General features: G+C 54.6%; 15 protein-coding genes. 4 read left to right on the top strand and 11 right to left on the bottom strand.

Annotation, left to right across the window (positions count from 1 at the left end; genetic code table 11):
• Position 1 precedes the first annotated feature (1 nt).
• The 5 genes from BUA49_RS13180 to BUA49_RS13155 all read right to left on the bottom strand — a co-directional run bounded on the left by BUA49_RS13180 (position 2) and on the right by BUA49_RS13155 (position 6,636).
• Entirely contained in the window at positions 2 to 751 is a 750-nt protein-coding gene (locus BUA49_RS13180; RefSeq protein ID WP_072798399.1) for a CLCA_X family protein, read from the bottom strand.
• A 151-nt stretch (positions 752 to 902) separates the two neighbouring features.
• The gene (locus BUA49_RS13175) at positions 903 to 1,226 is read right to left on the bottom strand and encodes an amidohydrolase family protein (RefSeq protein WP_228704502.1); all 324 of its coding nucleotides are present in this window, start codon (positions 1,224 to 1,226) and stop codon (positions 903 to 905) included.
• 232 nt (positions 1,227 to 1,458) lie between these two features.
• On the bottom strand, positions 1,459 to 1,671 hold the full coding sequence (locus BUA49_RS13170) for a penicillin-binding protein (protein ID WP_072798397.1): 213 nt from the start codon (positions 1,669 to 1,671) through the stop codon (positions 1,459 to 1,461).
• A gap of 380 nt (positions 1,672 to 2,051) precedes the next feature.
• Positions 2,052 to 4,910: a formate dehydrogenase subunit alpha gene (gene fdhF / locus BUA49_RS13160; protein WP_072798396.1), complete on the bottom strand. Its 2,859-nt coding sequence runs from the start codon at positions 4,908 to 4,910 to the stop codon at positions 2,052 to 2,054.
• Between the two features lie 10 nt (positions 4,911 to 4,920).
• Positions 4,921 to 6,636, bottom strand: a complete 1,716-nt coding sequence (locus tag BUA49_RS13155) for an NADH-ubiquinone oxidoreductase-F iron-sulfur binding region domain-containing protein (RefSeq protein WP_072798394.1) — start codon at positions 6,634 to 6,636, stop codon at positions 4,921 to 4,923.
• A gap of 286 nt (positions 6,637 to 6,922) precedes the next feature.
• On the opposite strand from BUA49_RS13155, the gene BUA49_RS13150 reads away from it, so the two are divergent.
• Positions 6,923 to 7,642, top strand: coding sequence for a DUF2799 domain-containing protein (locus BUA49_RS13150; RefSeq protein WP_072798393.1), 720 nt, complete (start codon positions 6,923 to 6,925; stop codon positions 7,640 to 7,642).
• 10 nt (positions 7,643 to 7,652) lie between these two features.
• Here BUA49_RS13150 and BUA49_RS13145 read toward each other — a convergent pair whose 3' ends face one another.
• The 6 genes from BUA49_RS13145 to BUA49_RS13125 form a co-directional block, all read right to left on the bottom strand.
• Positions 7,653 to 8,996: an NADH:flavin oxidoreductase/NADH oxidase family protein gene (locus BUA49_RS13145; RefSeq protein WP_072798392.1), complete on the bottom strand. Its 1,344-nt coding sequence runs from the start codon at positions 8,994 to 8,996 to the stop codon at positions 7,653 to 7,655.
• Between the two features lie 53 nt (positions 8,997 to 9,049).
• The gene (locus BUA49_RS13140; RefSeq protein ID WP_072798390.1) at positions 9,050 to 9,694 is read right to left on the bottom strand and encodes an SOUL family heme-binding protein; all 645 of its coding nucleotides are present in this window, start codon (positions 9,692 to 9,694) and stop codon (positions 9,050 to 9,052) included.
• Between the two features lie 61 nt (positions 9,695 to 9,755).
• Positions 9,756 to 10,844 carry a flavin monoamine oxidase family protein gene (locus BUA49_RS13135; RefSeq protein ID WP_456085449.1) on the bottom strand — a complete coding sequence of 363 codons (1,089 nt, stop codon included), beginning with the start codon at positions 10,842 to 10,844 and terminating at the stop codon, positions 9,756 to 9,758.
• A gap of 55 nt (positions 10,845 to 10,899) precedes the next feature.
• The gene (locus BUA49_RS18065; RefSeq protein ID WP_228704488.1) at positions 10,900 to 11,058 is read right to left on the bottom strand and encodes a hypothetical protein; all 159 of its coding nucleotides are present in this window, start codon (positions 11,056 to 11,058) and stop codon (positions 10,900 to 10,902) included.
• A complete protein-coding gene (locus BUA49_RS13130; protein ID WP_228704487.1) occupies positions 11,042 to 12,142 on the bottom strand; it encodes a class I SAM-dependent methyltransferase in 1,101 nt (366 codons plus the stop codon). Before BUA49_RS13130 ends, BUA49_RS18065 begins: the two co-directional genes overlap by 17 nt.
• 311 nt (positions 12,143 to 12,453) lie before the next feature.
• Positions 12,454 to 13,569 carry an ADP-ribosylglycohydrolase family protein gene (locus BUA49_RS13125; RefSeq protein WP_072798386.1) on the bottom strand — a complete coding sequence of 372 codons (1,116 nt, stop codon included), beginning with the start codon at positions 13,567 to 13,569 and terminating at the stop codon, positions 12,454 to 12,456.
• A 226-nt stretch (positions 13,570 to 13,795) separates the two neighbouring features.
• Between BUA49_RS13125 and BUA49_RS13120 the strand changes: the two genes are divergently transcribed.
• The 3 genes from BUA49_RS13120 to BUA49_RS13110 all read left to right on the top strand — a co-directional run bounded on the left by BUA49_RS13120 (position 13,796) and on the right by BUA49_RS13110 (position 18,034).
• Positions 13,796 to 14,182 (top strand): HIT family protein, encoded by a 387-nt coding sequence (locus BUA49_RS13120; RefSeq protein WP_323807522.1) that lies wholly within the window; start codon positions 13,796 to 13,798, stop codon positions 14,180 to 14,182.
• Positions 14,179 to 15,276, top strand: a complete 1,098-nt coding sequence (locus BUA49_RS13115; protein ID WP_072798384.1) for an HNH endonuclease domain-containing protein — start codon at positions 14,179 to 14,181, stop codon at positions 15,274 to 15,276. Before BUA49_RS13120 ends, BUA49_RS13115 begins: the two co-directional genes overlap by 4 nt.
• A 169-nt stretch (positions 15,277 to 15,445) precedes the next feature.
• Complete coding sequence (locus tag BUA49_RS13110) at positions 15,446 to 18,034, top strand: DNA phosphorothioation-associated putative methyltransferase (protein ID WP_072798383.1); 2,589 nt, start codon at positions 15,446 to 15,448, stop codon at positions 18,032 to 18,034.
• The last annotated feature ends 18 nt before the right edge of the window (positions 18,035 to 18,052 follow it).

Below are 18,052 nucleotides of genomic sequence, written 5' to 3'. Positions count from 1 at the left end.
ATCACCCTGCTTTAGCCTGCTCCCGGAAAAGAGCTTTACCAAGATTCTCGAAATATCTCCGAAAAGCATCATTGATATCCTGCCGTTGCCTGCCTTTTGGGTAGAGCCCAGCCTTCGCCTCTTCAGAATGAGCAGTGCCACGCACCAGAAAACTATTGCGGGGCTTGCTGTCTTCTACAAACGCCTCAAAAGCCCGGGCACAAAGTTCTTCGGGTTGAGCGTAATACAGCACATCACGTTGCTGATCCGCCAGTTGTGAGCAGCGAAACAGGTCACTGGGCTGAGTGCCATCTTCATTCAGCAGGATGGTTCGGAAGCAGTTGCTCAGCTGCTCATTGAGCGGGTGCTCTTTCTGATCTGCGCTATCCAGCCAGGCAACGGAGGCAAAACCATGCTTGCCAGAGTTACGAAATGCTTTGCTTCCCATGTAGTGATCGAAGGCATGGAACCATTCGTGGGCAAGACTTCCCGCCCCGGCATTCTTCGCCAGAGCCAGCTGTCGGGTAGCGGGAATATAATGTGCGGCTACCCCCGGCCGTCCACCAATACCGTACTGAAGGCCCAGCGAGCCTCGCAGGGAAACAAGCGCTTCAGGGCCCTGAAGAATGATCAACAAATCGGTCAACGCCCGATAGAACCGACCAGCCGCCCTGTCACGCTCGTCAGGGGTTACCCAGCGCCCGACGTCAATGCTCCGAAAATCGAACCGGCGCCTCACGGTGACAAACGACACGGGTGACTGTGTTGTCATGAACTTCCCCCACACCTAAAAACTGTATTTATATACAGTATTTTGATTGCCAGCACATGGAGAGTCAATACAAGCCAGCTGGATTGCTAAAAGAAAGCGGCGAACGATTGATTTTGATCGGCATGACGTGCGGGTTCGAGGAGACCGTGAATCAATCCGGCCGCGCAACAGCGTCGATGCGCTCCAGCCAAGTCTTCTTTTGGTCCTCCGGGAGAAACGAGGCGGTAATAGAGTTTCGGGCCAACGCACGGATGTCGTCATAATCCAGTGACAACGCCTCAGCCACGGCACGGTAGTTGGCGCCCACGTATCCTCCAAAATAGGCTGGGTCATCGGAGTTGATGGTGATCACCAGCCCCATGTCCATCAGGCGCTTCAGATTGTGAGACTCCATCCTGTCAAAGACCGCAAGTTTAGTATTGGAAAGCGGGCAGACGGTAAGCGGAATTTTTTCCGAGGCCAAACGGCGGCACAGATCCCTCGATATGCAAGTGCAATTCGGCTTTGGGCAGTGCGCGAATATACGCTGCCATCGGGGTTTCAGTACCTATGATTTCGCTCAATGCTTGCCCTTCCATTACGGGTTGAGAAACAAGTGTCTCGCCTTGTTAGTTCGTGGATTTACCAAGTGACGACGCGCCCGTTCGCCTGATGCGCATGGCAGATCAGCGACTCTACAACGACAAACGGAGCCGAAAAGCCACACCTCAGTAGCAGGAATTTGGCTCAGAATCCGGATTGATATCACCGCTGACCTCTTCGGGGTCGATGCCATGGTGAGCCAGCACTTCCCGAACAAATTTCACCTGTGCCTGAACCTTGTCTGTATCGTCACCGTACTCGAAGCGGTTTATCTCCATTGGGTGTGGCATAAACGTGAAAGCAACTTTAAGCGCTTGCAGAGTGTCTTCGTCGGCCATGCTTGGGCTCCCGTCATTGAATAGTCGCAAAACAAAGTTACGATGTAGATCGTATCGACGATATCTTGATGGCGCATCAAACGAAAGGACAGCAACTATGAAAAATCGCAACGCAGCCGGGCTTGTTATCGGGTGATGTCGGCGCTGTTTGAGTCGGCGGAATCTGATGGTGCGGATATTGCGATGACGAAGCTCGCCCTGATAACCAGTGCGTCGGACGTCGCAGAAAAGATCTACCGGGCTGCAGAAGCGGCGCGTCCCAGGCCGCGATATTTAGTTACGCCGCAGACCTACATTGCCGCATTCATCACCCGATTTATGCCCACTCTATCCAGCGGAGACTATTGAGGTAGTTTTGCTCACTTGTTCGATGACAGTGGCTACGCCGGGCTCAGCCGGCACGCTGCATACTTGAATTCCGGAATCTTCCCGTACGGGTCCAGCGCCGGGTTGGTGAGCAGGTTGGCCGCCGCCTCCGCAAAGGCGAAGGGTATGAACACCATTCCATCGGGCATGGCCTGGTCCGCCCGCGCTGTCAGGGTAATGCTGCCACGCCGGGTCGCAACCAAAAGAGCATCACCTGGCGCAACACCCAGCCTATCCAGCTCGGCTGGTGCCAGATAGGCAGCCGCTTCGGGCTCGCGCTCATCCAGTACCCGGCTACGACGGGTCATGGCACCGGTGTGCCAGTGCTCAAGCAATCGCCCGGTCGTCAGCACAATGGGATAAGCCTCATCCACCGGCTCGTCTGGCGGCAGCGGCTGAGTCGGCGATAACTTTGCCCGGCCCCCGGCGCGGGGGAAGGCATCAGAGAAGACAACATCCTGCCCTGGCGCGTCGTCGGCCGGACATGGATAGGTCACAGAACCTTCGCGTTCCAGGCGGGACCAGGAGATATGATCGAGTGAGTGCATGCCCTGTTTCATCTCAGCGAACACTTGCTCGGGGCCGGCGTAGTTCCAACCCAGTCCGAAACGCTGGGCCATTTCCTGAATAATCCACCAGTCGGCCTTTGCCTCTCCCGGCGGCGGCAGCGCGGCACGGCCCATTTGCACCTGCCGGTTGGTGTTGGTGACGGTGCCTGACTTTTCCGACCAGGCCGTCGCAGGCAGGATGACGTCGGCAAACTGGGCGGTCTCCGTGACGAACAGGTCCTGCACCACCAGGTGCTCAAGGGCAGCAAGCGCGGCCCGGGCGTGTGTCAGATCCGGGTCGGACATCGCGGGGTTTTCGCCGAGGATGTACATGCCCTTGATCGTCCCCGCCGCGATGGCGTCCATAATCTCCACAACGGTCAGCCCCGGCTCCGGATCCAGTTCGGTATTCCAGAGTTCTTCGAATGCGGCTCGCAGCTGGGCGTCTCCTACCGGTTGGTAGTCCGGCAATACCATGGGGATCAGGCCGGCGTCGGAGGCGCCCTGAACATTGTTCTGGCCACGTAACGGGTGCAGTCCGGTGCCTGGCCGGCCCGTGTGGCCGCAGGTCAGGGCCATGGAGATCAGGCAACGGGCGTTGTCGGTACCGTGTACGTGCTGGGATATGCCCATGCCCCAGAAGATCATCGCCCGTTCGGCGCCGGCGTAAGCCCGGGCCACTTCACGAATGGCTTCTGGCTCAACGCCACAGATCGGGCTCATGGCCTCTGGCGTCATATCCGCAACACTGGCTGCCAGCGCCTCGAAGCCCTCGGTATGGGCATCAATATAGGCCTTGTCAAAGAGCCCTTCGCTGATGATCACATTGAGCATGGCGTTGAAGAGCGACACGTCGCCACCCGGCGAGAAGCGAAGGCTGCGCCAGGCATAGGCGTCCAGGGCCTGGCCCCGGGGGTCGATGATGATCAGCTTGGTGCCGTTTCGCGCCGCCTGTTTGAAGTAGGTGGCGGCGACCGGATGGTTCACGGCCGGGTTGCAGCCGGTGAGGATCACCACATCCGACTGAAGCGCCTGCATGAAGGAGGCAGTCACGGCGCCGGAGCCCAGGCATTCCATCAGCGCTGCCACAGAGCTAGCATGGCAAAGCCGGGTGCAGTGGTCCACGTGGTTGGAGCCGAAACCGGTGCGTACCAGTTTCTGGAACAGCCAGGCCTCTTCGTTGGAGCACTTGGCGCTGCCGAAGCCGGCCAATGCACTCGGACCGTGCTTCCCTTTGAGTTCAGTTAGCCCGGTTGCAGCGAATTCCAGTGCTTCTTCCCAATCCGCCTCGCGAAAATGAGTTAATGGATTGGCCGGGTCAAATACGGGATCTATGCCTTTGGGCACGCCCTCCCGGCGGATCAGCGGACGGGTAAGCCGCGCCGGATGCGAGGGGTAATCGAAGCCAAAGCGGCCCTTCACACAAAGCCGGCCCTGGTTGGACGGCCCGTCCCTGCCCTCGACAAAGAGGATGCGCCCTCGTTGTTCGTTTGCCTCGGAAGGCTCGTCTTTGACGTGATAAGTCAGCTGACAGCCCACCCCGCAATAAGGGCAAACAGAGTCGACGGTGCGATCGGCCACGGCAGAGTCTCCGCGGCCCTGGCTATCGATCAGGGTGGCGGGCATCAATGCCCCAGTCGGGCAGGCCTGCAAGCATTCGCCGCAGGCAACACAAGTGCTGTCTCCCATCGGGTCATCGAAGTCGAAGACGACCTTGGACACAGCGCCACGGTGTGCCAGACCAATCACGTCATTGCCCTGCACCTCGCGGCAGGCGCGCTCACACAAACCGCAGGTGATACAGGCGTCCAGATTGACGCTCATAGCAGAATGGGTAGCGTCATGGCCCTCGGCGTGGGGCAGCGCATCAGACCGCGCGGTGACATGGTGGACCGTTGGCTCTTCCCGATCTGAACGAGCCGGAAGGCGCTGGCGCAGATCACCAACATCGATGGCCAATCGGTCCGCCGTATCCCACAGATGGCTCGAGCGATCGGGACTTTCTGCTCGCTCAGGCTGGTCCGCCAACAGCAATTCCAGCACCGCTTTTCGGGCTGCCTGGGCACGGTCGGAGCCGGCACTGCGCACAACCATGCCGGGCGCCGCTTCGCGAATACAACTTGCGGCGAGCACCCGCTCACCTTCCACTTCCACCATGCAGGCGCGGCAATTGCCATCAGCCCGGTAACCGGGCACGTCTTTAAAGCAGAGGTGCGGAATGGTTTCGCCCGCGCGCTTGGCTACCTGCCACAGGGTTTCGCCGGGGTGGGCCTGAACCTCAACGTCGTCCAGAGTCAGGGTGAAACTTGTGCTGGCATTGTTCATGGCTGCCTCCCTACCCTTTGGCGATCAGATTTTGGCTGGCAAGCTCGCTGCGAAAATCCCGCAGCAGACTCAGCACCGGATTGGGTGCGGCCTGGCCCAAGCCGCAGATGGAGGCATCCGCCATCACCCGGGCCAGCTGCTGGAGCGTTCCCTCATCCCAGGTGTCGCGCTCCAGCAACGTCAGCATTTTCTCGGTGCCCACACGGCAAGGGGTGCACTGCCCGCAGGACTCATCCGCAAAGAAGCTCAAAAGGTTGGCGGCCGCGGCTTTCAAATCGTCCTGATCCGACAGAACGATCACCGCAGCAGAGCCGATAAAACAGCCGTGCTCCTGCAGGGTGTCGAAGTCCAGTGGGATGTCTGCTTTGCTGGCGGGCAGTATCCCGCCGGAGGCCCCACCGGGAAGATAGGCCAGCAGGCGATGCCCTTCGGCCATTCCGCCGCAGTATTCCTCAATCAACTCATTAAGGGTGATCCCCGCGGGGGCAAGGTGCACACCGGGCCGGGCCACCCGCCCGGACACCGAAAAGCTGCGAAGCCCCTTACGGCCATGCCGCCCCTGGCTGGCGAACCATTCGGCGCCCTGGGCGTGAATGCGCGGGATCCAGTAAACCGTCTCGACGTTGTTAACCAGGGTGGGCTGGCCAAACAGCCCTTTCTGGGCCACGAAAGGCGGGCGATGGCGTGGTTTGCCGGGCTTGCCCTCCAGGGACTCGATAAGGGCTGACTCCTCACCGCAGATATAGGCCCCAGCGCCACGGCGAAGGATGATAAAACCAGGCTCGACGATTTCGGCCGCTTCCAGCTCGGCCATGGCCTCGGCCAGCACTCCGTGCAGCCCTGGGTATTCGTCCCGCAGATAAATGTACAGTGCCTGCGCCTCGACAGCCCAGGCACTGACCAGAGCCCCCTCCAGGAAGCCATGGGGTTCACGTTCCAGGTAATAACGGTCCTTGAAGGTGCCCGGTTCGCCCTCGTCGGCGTTGATCACCGCGTAACGTGGTCCCGGCTCGGCACGCACTGCCTGCCATTTGCGGAAGGCCGGGAATCCAGCACCGCCGAGACCACGCAGGCCGGCGTGCTCGAGTTCCTTTGCCAGCGATTCGACGCTCACCCGGCCTTCACGGCAATCCACCAGCAACCGATAACCGCCCACAGAACGATAATCCGCCAAACGTTGCCAGGGGATCTCATCCGGCTGAACCTGCTCATTGGCGACCGCCGCACCCACATTCTGGGCATTGGCATGGCACACATGATGGTGGCCAACTTCCACCACCGGCGCTGTTTCACAACGCCCCATGCAGGGCGCTCGCAGTACCCGCACCCGGTCCGGATCAGCACCATCAGCCAGTGCCTGATGCAGCGCCTCTGCCCCGGCCAACTGGCAGGAGAGCGAGTCACACACCCGCAGGGTCAACGCAGGCGGTGGCGCTTGTTCGTCATGAATAACGTCAAAATGGGCGTAAAAGGTGGCCGTTTCGTAAATGGCGGCCATGGGCAGATTCATGAAAGAAGCGAGGGCCCGTAGACGGGGCATGGAGAGGTAACCGTGCGTATCTTGCAGTACATGCAAGTGCTCGATCAGACGATCGCGGTGTCGCAACGGCGAGTCGATGCGTTCGTCACCGATCAGGTCCCGCAGCTCCGACAATACAGCCGGCTCCAGTTGACGGCCACGAAGGGCAGATCGCCGGCGTTTGACCACTTGTTCGTCTGTGCTCATTGTTTTTTTTCCAGGCCCCGAGGTACCTAAGACAGCCTTGCTGGCTGGCCTGACTACTTATTAATCATTGAAGCATATCCGGCCGCGTCGGCGCCAGATGATCGCCACATCCGGCTGATGTTGCAAGAGTTTCAATGTCCGCATGACGGTGTAAAGCCAAAGGTGTCGTCGTAATTCAGCGTGCTATTATTGCGACCTATAATTTACGAAAAACTCCTGGCTGAGTTCAGGTGATGCTGCTGTGCTCTATACTCATCATTCTCAATAATCTGGAAAAACACGCACTATGTTTAACCGCAAAATCTCCTGGTTTGCCACTGCCGCTGCGTTTCTCATGCTGGCCGGCTGCGCAACAATGAATGAGCAGGAATGTCGCGTCGCAGACTGGCACGCCGTGGGTTATCAGCACGGTGCAAACGGCCAGGGCACGCAAAGCTTCAGCGAATACCAGTCAGATTGTGCTGATCACAACATCCGCGCGGATTTCCAGGCGTTCAAAGAAGGACATAAGTCAGGATTATATGACTTTTGCGTGTTTGAACGCGGTAAAAACCTGGGACAGAAAGGCGCAAGCTACAACGCCAACTGCCCTGCCGCACGATACCCGGATTTCAAGGCCGGCTATGACATGGGAGTTGCGGGATTCTGCACCTTCAAAAACGGCCTTGAATCCGGCGAAGCAGGAGGCAAGCTCAGCCCTACATGCTCAGAATTTCCCGGTTATGCAGAAGGCTATCAAGAAGGCTACGCCCGGCATGAATTAGTATCAGCCATTAGCCGTGTTGAAGATCAGCTAACGGCCACAGAGCAAAAGATCGTCAAAAAGCGGCAATTCATTGAAGATTCCGAGGCGCTCATCGTCAGTGATGGCACCACGTCAAAACAGCGCGCCGATGCGCTTGAAGACATTAACGTCCATCGGGAAGAGATTTCCCGCCTGAAACACCAACGATTCATCCTGGATGATGAGCGCAGTGAATTAATCCATACACTGGAGACGCGCTAGCTCAAGAACGTCAGCCCACGCGCTGGCGAAGGGACTTCTTCACCCGCCGGGCCTGGCTCAGTTCATCCTTCAAGTAAGCCCCAATGGCCCTGAAAATGCCCAGACCCGGATCAGCTTTCTCGTCATCCGCCAGCCGGAATATCTGCTGGTAGTACCAGGCCTGGCCGCCCAGCACGTTTATTATTTTAAGTGGCATCAGCGGACTGGCCGGAGAGAAAAACCCCCGCTGGGCAAGCTTGACGTGATCTTCGTGGCAAACGGTCTTATCGATACGCCCCTCAAGCAGATCCCTGGGCGTATCGGGATCCGTGCAGAGCGGTCGGCCAAGGCCAATCACGTCGGTTTCGCCGCTGGCAATCACCTCTTCCATAAAAGCACGCGTCCGGAATCCACCGGTAACCATTAGCGGGCAATCGCACACCTCACGAATCTTCTGGGCATAATCCAGAAAATAAGCCTCCCGCTTGCGGGTGCTTTGCCGCATGGCCGGCCCCTCGCTCGCCGTTTCCGCATCGCCACTGTACCCGAGCAGTCGCGGCTGTTCGTAGGTGCCGCCGGATACCTCCAGCAGATCAATACCTTCCTCATTGAGCCAGCGCACCACGCTCACAGACTCATCGAGCGTAAACCCGCCCTTGCGGAAATCGTCGGAATTCAGCTTTACCGCCACCGGAAACTCCGGCCCCACAGCGGCGCGCGTCGCCCGCACCACCTCGAGCAGAAAACGGGCGCGATTTTCCAGTGCTCCACCCCAGCGATCCGTCCGCTGATTGGTGACCGGAGAGAGAAAAGAGGACAACAAATACCCATGAGCGCCATGCACCTGAACGCCGGTGAAACCCGCCTCTTTGGCAATACGCGCCACGTTGGCAAAGCGCTGGATAAAGTCCAGGATCTCCGGCTCCGTGAGGGCCCGCGGGCGGGCATAGTTGCCCATCAGCGATAGCTGCACCGCCGACGGCCCCATTGGGCGCGTGGTAACGTAACGCGGCGACTGCCGACCGGCATGGGAAATCTGCATCCACAAATGGTTGCCGTTGCGAGTGCCCGCTTCAGCCCAGGCACGCAATTGCGCCATACCCTCCGGCTCGCCCTTCACTTTTGTTAAATCTGGCGCCGGATCAATCGCCACGTTACCCGGCCGTTCCAGCACCCGGTGATCAATCATCACGTTGCCGGTAATCAACAGCCCTGCTCCACCATCGGACCAGCGCCGATAGAGCGTTTCATGACGGCTGGTGGCGTGGAGCTGATCGTCTGCCAGCCCCTCGGTCATGGCAGCCTTGGCAAGTCGGTTAGGCAGGACTGCTCCGCAGGGGAGTTTCAGGGGTTGGGCTAGGGGCGATTCGGGCATGGCATCATCCTGATGATTTGAATTCGTTGATTCTTAAATCATGATTCGAGGTTTCACTGCACCTGTTCTATGGGAATCAACACTTCGTTCCGCCTCATAAACCATGGCATGAACGGCGCGTTATAACGCGCCCAGACCGGCGCTCCAGTCGCGGTGTACCCCTTTTGATCAATCCAGTTTTCCAGCCTGGACTTGTTCTTTTGGTAGCCTGATTCACTCCAAAACCCGGAGTACCGTATGGCTGCCAGAGTCTGCTCCGGCACAGAACGTAAAGCGATCCGTTCGTCGTTGGGTTTCGGTATGCTGTCCATCGTAAATGATCCCGGCATCATAAAACTGACTACCCATTTACCATCAACCTGGGTCTGCCCTACCGGCGCCGTCATATCGATATCCTGACCCTCAGCCACCTGGCCAACGGGCGCAGTCATGGCGATTTCCTGCTGGGATTGGTTATTGCCGGAAATGTATTTAAACAAACGACCAAAAGCTTCACTGCCCGCGTCTTCAAATTCTGAGTCAACGACGGTCTCTGCAACAATCTGCGGCTCATAATGACGCACCTCCAGATTTTCTTCCTTCAGGAGTACTGTGTATTCCGCTTCTTCTGTCGCCATGGTGGTTGCCGATATGAACATTGAACCCAGTGCGATAACTAACGCTGCCTTCCTCGAAAGCGCCTCAGCAAGCACGGTCATAAGCCACTCCAGTAATATGCTTTGTCAGGGATAATCTACCCCTACGCTACCACGGACATCGCTAAAAAGAGGACAAACCACGATTGGTTGCATCAATAGCGCCGGCCAGATATCCCGTAAACTCACGTGACCACTCACTTCCGATTCCGGTTAATCGGCTAGCCCATTCGCCTGAGCCCGGTGACAAGGCAGGCCTAGGGTGATCGCCAGAGGATCTTTCATCTGACTCGGTGGCTGTGTAAATCTCTTTAGCCCAGTCTTTGATAAATTCTGCCTCTGGATTCTCCGCTTGCGAACCAAAAAGTCGCACAAACTGTGTGCGACAAGCAGTCATAAGCTCTTCCTCAGAAACACTACGGCGCACGTCAGCAGGCACACCCAGGAAACCAAACAAGGCTGCCTTCCCCTCCGGAATAGAGGCATCGTGGATTTCAACCATTGGCCCAAGTGCACTTCGAGCCTCCCCGGATAATCCCTGATCTCGCCAGAAAGGCCGATCAAACACGGCAATATATTTTGCGTGAGGGGCCATCCAGGTATCGGTCTCTCGCCACTGTCTTGCAAGCTTGTCAGGCAAGGCCGGCGAAAACGTAAGCTGAGACTCAACTAATCGGGGCGGCATGGCCAACAACACATGTTCTGCAAAGTGGCTAAAGGTTTCTCCATTCGCATTTTCGCTCACTAGCTCAACATGTGGTTCTGAAATGCGCAGGTGACGAACCGCCTGGCCCGTCACAACCCGCGCTGAATCAATCCGCCGGTATAACACATCAATCAACGAATACATACCACCGGCGATTCGCATAGATGGCGGGGAATTGATGTACCCACGTGTTCTCTCTGGCGGCTGATTCGATGAACGCTCCAGAAGCATATCGCCGGTTTCAAATTGCTGGAAGGTCTCTAGTTCGAGTTCATCTACCAGTCGCGCCATATCGGTCTGGAATGCGGGCCAGAACCAGGCGGGCCCGAGATCGAAGCCCTCAGTTCCTGATCCATTAAATTTACCATCACAGTGGATCGTAGAAGCAATACGCCCACCAAGAATCTCCCTGGCCTCTAGAATGACATAGTCTTTGATGCCCTTCTTCTCAAGAGAATAAGCGGCGTATAAACCCGCCAGGCCGGCGCCAACAATGGCGATGCGCACGTTTTGCATGAATGAACTTCCTGTGATGATCGTGTTGCTTTGATAATTCTCCGTTCTAACCGCCCAACCATTCTGCCAGCTGAAGATTGGTTTTCAGTCTCAACCTCTGCTGAAGCATTCCCTCAAAAACGCCTTCCACGGTTCGTTCCTGCCCTAGCAATGGTAGCGAGGCCTCAGCCTCTGAGAAGAACTGCTCCTCACGAGACGTACCCATTATGGCCTGCTCCCACCAATTCACTACTCGGGAGTGCGCCTCTTTGAGGAGCAAGTCCCCGGGAAGCTTTTCGGATTTCGAAGCGCCAGGTCGTGAAATGTATGGGATTCTTGAGAATGGTTGAGCAAGCATCCCGGATAGCGCACAGGACTTCCAGTGCAACATCAGCGGACAGTGACATACACACTCTGAAATCCAGAGGCGTGAAACTTTGCAGCTTGAAGAAATCCTCCGTGGCAAAGCCATAGCCACGGCCACCTGGCGCTTGCCTCAGTTGATGGCGGAGAACCAGAGGGTGATAAAGCATAATCCAGAACAGGCCGACTGCACCAAGCGGAATATCCACCCAGTCATCAGTGCGCTTAAGCGCCAAGCCGGGCGCACCGTCAGCAATCCGGACAAGGGTTCGCAGCAAGCCCAGCTTGTAAGTTGACGACTTATTATCATTTACGATGATGTGGCGGACGGTCGGCAATGCCCCTGTGCCATCGTCCGCCAATCGAAAAGCCAGAGTCTCCCAGGAAACCTCATTCCTCTGGAGCTCATCCTTCTTGCGCCCGACCGGCAACGGGAGCGGTATCAGTGCCCGACGTTTGGCAAAAGCCTCCAGCTCTCCCCTACTGACATCGTAAAAAACTCGTTCGCGATCACCGGGCCCATGCCGAAGCGTAATCACCAGCATTCCACCGGGTGCCAAAAGCTCAGTCAGGATTCGAAAAGCACGTTCACGATCAGATAGTGGGATATGCATCCAGACAGCGGAAACAAGAATCAGATCGAAGCGATAGCTCAGCTTCCGGATCTTACCAAGGTCGGGCAATTGGTCGTCTACCCAGTGAATGCTTTGATTGCTAGTAGCACCCTGCCCCAACTCTCGCAAGCCAGCTGCGGGCTCTACCGCGACAACATCCCAGCCTCGTACTGCAAGGGCACTGGAGTCGCGACCGCTGCCTGCGCCGACATCCAGAGCAAGGCCTGATTTATCGCCAAGGAAAGAAACCCAGTCTTGATGAACCTGTTCGAAGGTAAGCGACTGGTACTGGTCATAGAAAGCTTTAGCCTTCTGGCTGTATACGTCAGTCACGAGTATCTGTTCAACCAGGGGATAAAGGCATCAACTCATAGAGTTCGTAAATTGTCGATTAGCTTATCAAGGAAAGCGCACTCGGATGAAACTCTGGCCTGAATTCACCTAACTGAAGGTGTATTTTCATTAAGTCAGAGGGGAGCAGGTCAATCAGTCCAAGTTCGGCACCCCGGCTGAAGGTGCCAGCCCGGAGCTGTTCGTCGACTTCTAGGGAGGCGCCGGGGAAAAGCACCGACAGGTAATGGTTTAGGTGCTTCTGCAGCGGTGCCTGCAGTCGCAGAAAGTCAGTGATAGCTTGAATGCTGGTCTCAGTACCCGGGATATCGCTCCCAGAACTCTTCGTTGTCCACGCAGCTCTTCCAGAACTGACAAGTCCAAAGATCAGAGGCCATAACCTCGATAACATCGCGCAATTCCAACGGATCCAGCCAGCGCTCAGGAATGACGCGGGTACCCTGCATTGCGCCCAGAATATTGCCGGTGATAGCGCCAGTAGAATCCGAATCGCCATCGTGATTAACGGCCAGAATAATGGCTTGCTCAAAGCTCTCTGCAACCAGTGCGCAGTACAACGAAACAGCCAGGGCTTCCTCGGCTACCCAGCCCTCCCCCAACAATCTTATGGCTTCGGGATGAGAGATGCCCGCTGTGCTGAGCCGAACTGCGTTATCGATTGCTTGCAGAGCTTCTTCATGCCCGCGGTGCAACACCAGCAGTGCCCTGACGTGATCAAGAGCTTCCATCAGGGTGGCACCATCTGCCAGCGCGAATATCAGCACCGCAAGCACACCACCGGTAAGGTATCCGCTCGGATGGCCATGGGTGAGCGCGGCGATATCTGCGCCCATCTCAAAGACTTTTGCTGTGTCGGACTTTCCCCAGAAGTGCCAGCAGAACAAACCTACGGGCGCAACCCTCATGACACCGCCACACCCTTTGCTGTCGTTTGCGGCAGGCTCCCCAGCCTGTGCCATATCCCGCAGCGCACTTAGGCACGTCATCCCCGGGGCACGCTGATGGTGCAACTCCCTGTGCTGATGCAACCAGCCATCCATAGGCGTCGGCACGCGCTGATTTTGCTCACCCTGGGTAGCCAGCCAGCGAATGTAGGCGTGAGCAACGGTGTTCGTATAGCTCGTGATGCCCTTGTCAAGCCCACGCATCTGACCCCTCAGCAAGCCTTCGGCTGTGTACAGGGTCATTTGGGTATCATCGGTGATCCTGCCCCTGCCTCCGTATGCATAGACATAGTCCGTAATGCCTTTTTCACCGAACTGCTGAAGGATCTGGGAGCGGGATAGGAATTCCACAGCTCCGCCTAAAGCATCGCCTACTGCACCTCCCAACAGGCAGCCGAGAAAGCGTTCTCTGGTAATACTCTTTGGTTCAGTGGTTGAAGTCCAAGGCTGAGAATCATCTTCCATTGTTTCACCGCTACAGAGAGTTAGTGCTTAGGGTTCGTAATCAGGTGCCAGGCTGTAGAAAAGGCCGATTTCCTGCGCTACAGATCCGACATTACGCGGTTGAGAGTTCGCCAGTGGCCGATATTAAGCTTGATTGCTGGTCGCTACCAATTTATTCCATATGTTGCGCTGACGAATATAATCGGCAACCATCACCTAACACTTGAGCTAACGGCATACCTTCTAAATGATGACTTCCAAAGAGTGTCCCTTCTGCAACTTGCCAAGTGAGCGCATTATTCATGAAAGCATTGACGGCTTTGTGATTAGGGACGGATACCCAATCTCGCCCGGACACACGTTAATAATTCCAAAAGAGCATTACTCCGATTTCTTCTGCATGCCAGGAAATATTCGACAGGATCTAATGTCCTTGATCGATACTGCAAAAACCAGACTGGATGTTGAACTGGAACCAAACGGGTACAACGTTGGAATCAACAACGGACCAGCTGCGGGGCAAACCGTGCCTCACCTACATATTCACCTCATACCGAGATTCGAAGGTGACCAAAATGATCCTAGGGGCGGTGTACGTTGGATTTTTCCGGAAAGGGCTAGGTACTGGGTATGAATGATGCACTACCGAGCCACAACAAACTCAACGTTGGTTATCTTGCAGGCCTATTCAAAAACACCACTAATTCCTACAAGCTCCTTTTTTTTCTGGCCATGCTAGATGAACTCAAAACCCGTGCCGCAAATAATGACTGTAGCCGCGAGATCGGCATCCAAAACCTGACGGTAAATCTGCTCCAATTTGGCTGGTATCCGCATCGTTTTTTTAGTCTTTCCTTTGGTCTGCAGGACCAAATCGCTCAATCCCTCGATAAACTTGTGTTTCGCGCTGATGAACACGCAATAACTAACCCGACCACCAAGGCCCGACTGCGTTTATCGATAGAGGAACAGTTCCAAATGGTCGGGGGAGACTCTTTTTCACGCTACGTTCCTTTCAGGCTCCTCACGCCTTTTTTTAAGGAAGAACTGAAGGGAGTGCCTGACACAAAGAAGAATACTGTCATCACGCGGCTCGCGGGAGAAGCCTTTAACACCGACGCCCCTGCTTTATACCGTTTTGACAGTGACTGCTCGCAGATTGAGCTACACCCCGAATGGCATCGATACCTTTTGGTAAATTTTCCAATCGTCAAAAGCTGGGCTTTGTTTGAATGGGCAAATTACCTCCAGCGTCAGAATCCGCACACACCAGCAATACTCAGAAAAATCGAGCCGCCCAAGCAAAGGGCATCCCTCGCAAAGCAAACAAAATTCTGGAATCTCGTCGTTGAACAGCGCCCAATCCGATGCATTTATTCCAATGTTCATCTCAGTTCTGGCTCATTCGCTCTGGATCACTTCATTCCTTGGTCGTTCGTCTGTCACGATGAACTCTGGAACCTGATACCTGCCGATCCACGCGCCAATTCATCCAAGGGCCGGGCTATTCCCGAAGACAAGTTTTTGGATCCCTTTATTGATCAGCAAATTGAAGCACTGCAGGTACACCGAACCCGGAATAATAAAAATTGGTGTCAAGTCATCGAGCCATACCTGGAAGGACTGAACCTCAGTGAGAGTGAGCTAGCGACCCCTGGGAAAATTGGAGACGCATACGAAAAGAAGCTGAGACCACTGCTGGATTTGGCAAAAACTATTGGGTATTAATCTAACCAGCCCACCAAATGCAATCCAACCACGCGTTGTTACTGGTCCAGTCTCAGCCAAAAGATTATGGGCCTGTATGGATGTCATAAAGCAACTCGGTCACAGCACAAAACCTTGGCAAGATCCGAAAACCTGATTCCTTTTTGGCAATTCGGCTAGAGCAGAGATCATGAAAAAAATCGGCAAAAACATCGTAGCTAATCAATACATCCATCTATCTCTGCTGAATCAACTCAGTGAGAGCGACCAATTGGTGGTCAAGCAGGCCACCCTCCTCGCTGGCGTGCAGGAGGAGGAACAATTCAATGTAATAAAACTCTCAGACAACCGCGAAATTGTGACCTTGTTGGACTATCCAGATTTTTTTACTGAAGGATTTCCAATTTTGGCTCGCTATTGGACTGTAAACCTTGCGACAGAAACTTACCGGCACCGCACCTATGAGGACTCGCAAAACCCCCCAGTCCTTCATCGAAAAGAATTATTAATTTCCTCAAAGCAGGAGCAATATGAACAATTTTGTAAACTTACAGTCGATGCAGAAACCATTGGTTTATTTGATGATCCCAACCGTATAGGTTTTCTCCGTGCATGGGAGTCGTTACTTAAACTCAAAGGCTTTAGCGTTGTTGGCCACGACCTTGTACCTGTCGGAAACCTTGAGAAATTCGGTTCCAACGACGAAGAACCCATTTCATCTGAGTCCGGGATCGCCCGGCATTTAACTGCCCTAACTCGCTATAACCTCTCCGCACCGATGCAGACGCTAGCGCGTTTTGGTTATCTGGATGGCCGCAAGAGCGTTTTTGACTATGGCTGTGGTAAGGGAGGAGATCTTCAGGCTCTCCATGAGAATAATGTCGTTGCTTCAGGATGGGACCCCTATTACGCTGCGGACGATATAAAAAAACAGGCCGACATTGTGAACCTTGGCTTTGTTATTAACGTTATCGAAAGCCTAGACGAGCGTGTTGAGGCCATTCAAGGGGCTTACGAACTCGCCAACGAACTCATTGTAATCTCAGCTATGCTGGCAAACCCAGAGGCGGTGAAGGGCAGGCCCTATGGGGACGGTGTGTTGACCTCGAGGAACACCTTTCAGAAGTATTTTACTCAGGCAGAATTGAGCCACTTCATCTCAGAAACATTGCACGAAGAGTCTCTGCCCGTCGGACCAGGAATTTTCTACGTCTTCAAGGACAAAGATGCTGAGCAGCGTTTTGTGTATAGCCGGTTTGTAAAAAAACGGCCTCCAGCAATCCGCGTCAAACGCGCTCCCACCGAGAGACGAACCAAAGTTCGAGTAAACCGAGTTCAGGAAAAATATGAAAGGCATCAAGCTCTTTTGGAACCACTTTGGCATTTATGGCTCCAACTCGGTCGGAAACCCGAGCGTAACGAGGTAAATATTGAAGAAATTGGAGCCGCGCTGGGGTCACTCCCCGCAGCTCAGCGACTTATCATGGCCTATAAAGGTGAAGAGGGAGCTGAGCTTTTAAACGCCGCCGAAACCGCCCGAGTTAATGATCTTCGAGTCTACTTTGCAAATCTCCAGTTTGGAAAGCGCAGACCATTCAAACACATGGAACAGCGCCAAAAGAGCGACATCAAGCACTTTTTTGGTACCTTCAAGGCGGCGGTCCAGGAAGGAGAAAGGCTACTCTTTGAAACCACCCAAGTCGCAAACATCAATGCCGCCTGCCAAGAGGCAGCTGAACACGGCCTGGGATGGCTCGATGAAAGCCATTCATTACAGCTTCACACCAGCCTTGTAGAGCAGCTACCCGCTGTCCTGCGTTGCTATGTGAGTTGTGGAACACTGCTCTACGGTGATGTCTCCAGCGCCGACCTGATAAAAATACATATCCGATCAGGCAAACTGACCCTTATGACATTCGACAAATTTGATGAAAGCCCCCTCCCACGCCTACTCGAACGCGTCAAAATCAATCTTCGAAGTCAGCGGTTGGATTTTTTTGATTATGGGGAAATTTACATACCGCCTTATCTTTACCTAAAATCACGATTTATTAACGAAGAACACCCTTTTTTTGCGGAACAAGCATCTTTCGATGAAAAGCTTGAACAACTAAACCTTGCGGACCTTAGTGGATTCGGACCAAGTCCCGAAGAGCTCGAAGCCCTACTTGAGGAGCGAAGATACTGCATAAAAGGCTTTAACCTTGAGCGCAGCCAGACGATTCCCAACCTAGACGATGCCTGCGGGCTATTCCTAAAGTATAGGGATCTAATTGAATGCGGTGAAACGCAAGCAGAGACGAAGCTCCCGAATCTTCCCAAGCAGCCGGACAGCTACACAGCTCTACTCGAATTATCGACTCAACTGCTAGATCCAATTATCGATTACTTCGGTATGATTAAACTCACCTATGGATTTTGCTCCCCTGAGCTGGCACGGAAAATCCCAGGGCGAGTTGCGCCTAAACTCGATCAGCACGGAGCGCATGAGAGGAATCGGTTGGGACACTTCATATGTTCAAGAGGAGGAGCAGCAATCGATTTTTTAGTAGAAGATGAAGATATGATTGCGGTAGCCTACTGGATCGCAAACCACCTAAGCTTTGATAGGCTCTATCTCTATGGCTCTGATAAACCTATCCACATAAGCTACAATTTTAATAATGTTAAACAGGTTAGTTTAATGAAAAAAGTAAAATCCAGAAAAAATCTAATCCCAAAGACAATGGATTCGGAAACATTCCTAAACACTAATAACATAAAACTACAACTTACGTAAAACCGAATCAGGAATGGA

This window comes from Marinobacter antarcticus, from assembly GCF_900142385.1.
In the GTDB taxonomy this organism is placed as follows: domain Bacteria; phylum Pseudomonadota; class Gammaproteobacteria; order Pseudomonadales; family Oleiphilaceae; genus Marinobacter; species Marinobacter antarcticus.
The sequence above is the reverse complement of the archived record's forward strand: the minus strand, read 5'-3'. Positions and strand labels throughout refer to the sequence as shown.

Bases quoted from the DNA above. Each gene is read 5' to 3' on its own strand.
- BUA49_RS13155 (WP_072798394.1), bottom strand. From the start codon at position 6,636: ATGAGCACAGACGAACAAGTGGTCAAACGCCGGCGATCTGCCCTTCGT.
- fdhF (WP_072798396.1), bottom strand. From the start codon at position 4,910: ATGAACAATGCCAGCACAAGTTTCACCCTGACTCTGGACGACGTTGAG.
- BUA49_RS13115 (WP_072798384.1), top strand. From the start codon at position 14,179: ATGAATGATGCACTACCGAGCCACAACAAACTCAACGTTGGTTATCTT.
- BUA49_RS13125 (WP_072798386.1), bottom strand. From the start codon at position 13,569: ATGGAAGATGATTCTCAGCCTTGGACTTCAACCACTGAACCAAAGAGT.
- BUA49_RS13170 (WP_072798397.1), bottom strand. From the start codon at position 1,671: ATGGCCGACGAAGACACTCTGCAAGCGCTTAAAGTTGCTTTCACGTTT.
- BUA49_RS13150 (WP_072798393.1), top strand. From the start codon at position 6,923: ATGTTTAACCGCAAAATCTCCTGGTTTGCCACTGCCGCTGCGTTTCTC.
- BUA49_RS18065 (WP_228704488.1), bottom strand. From the start codon at position 11,058: ATGGGTACGTCTCGTGAGGAGCAGTTCTTCTCAGAGGCTGAGGCCTCG.
- BUA49_RS13120 (WP_323807522.1), top strand. From the start codon at position 13,796: ATGATGACTTCCAAAGAGTGTCCCTTCTGCAACTTGCCAAGTGAGCGC.
- BUA49_RS13140 (WP_072798390.1), bottom strand. From the start codon at position 9,694: ATGACCGTGCTTGCTGAGGCGCTTTCGAGGAAGGCAGCGTTAGTTATC.
- BUA49_RS13145 (WP_072798392.1), bottom strand. From the start codon at position 8,996: ATGCCCGAATCGCCCCTAGCCCAACCCCTGAAACTCCCCTGCGGAGCA.
- BUA49_RS13180 (WP_072798399.1), bottom strand. From the start codon at position 751: ATGACAACACAGTCACCCGTGTCGTTTGTCACCGTGAGGCGCCGGTTC.
- BUA49_RS13110 (WP_072798383.1), top strand. From the start codon at position 15,446: ATGAAAAAAATCGGCAAAAACATCGTAGCTAATCAATACATCCATCTA.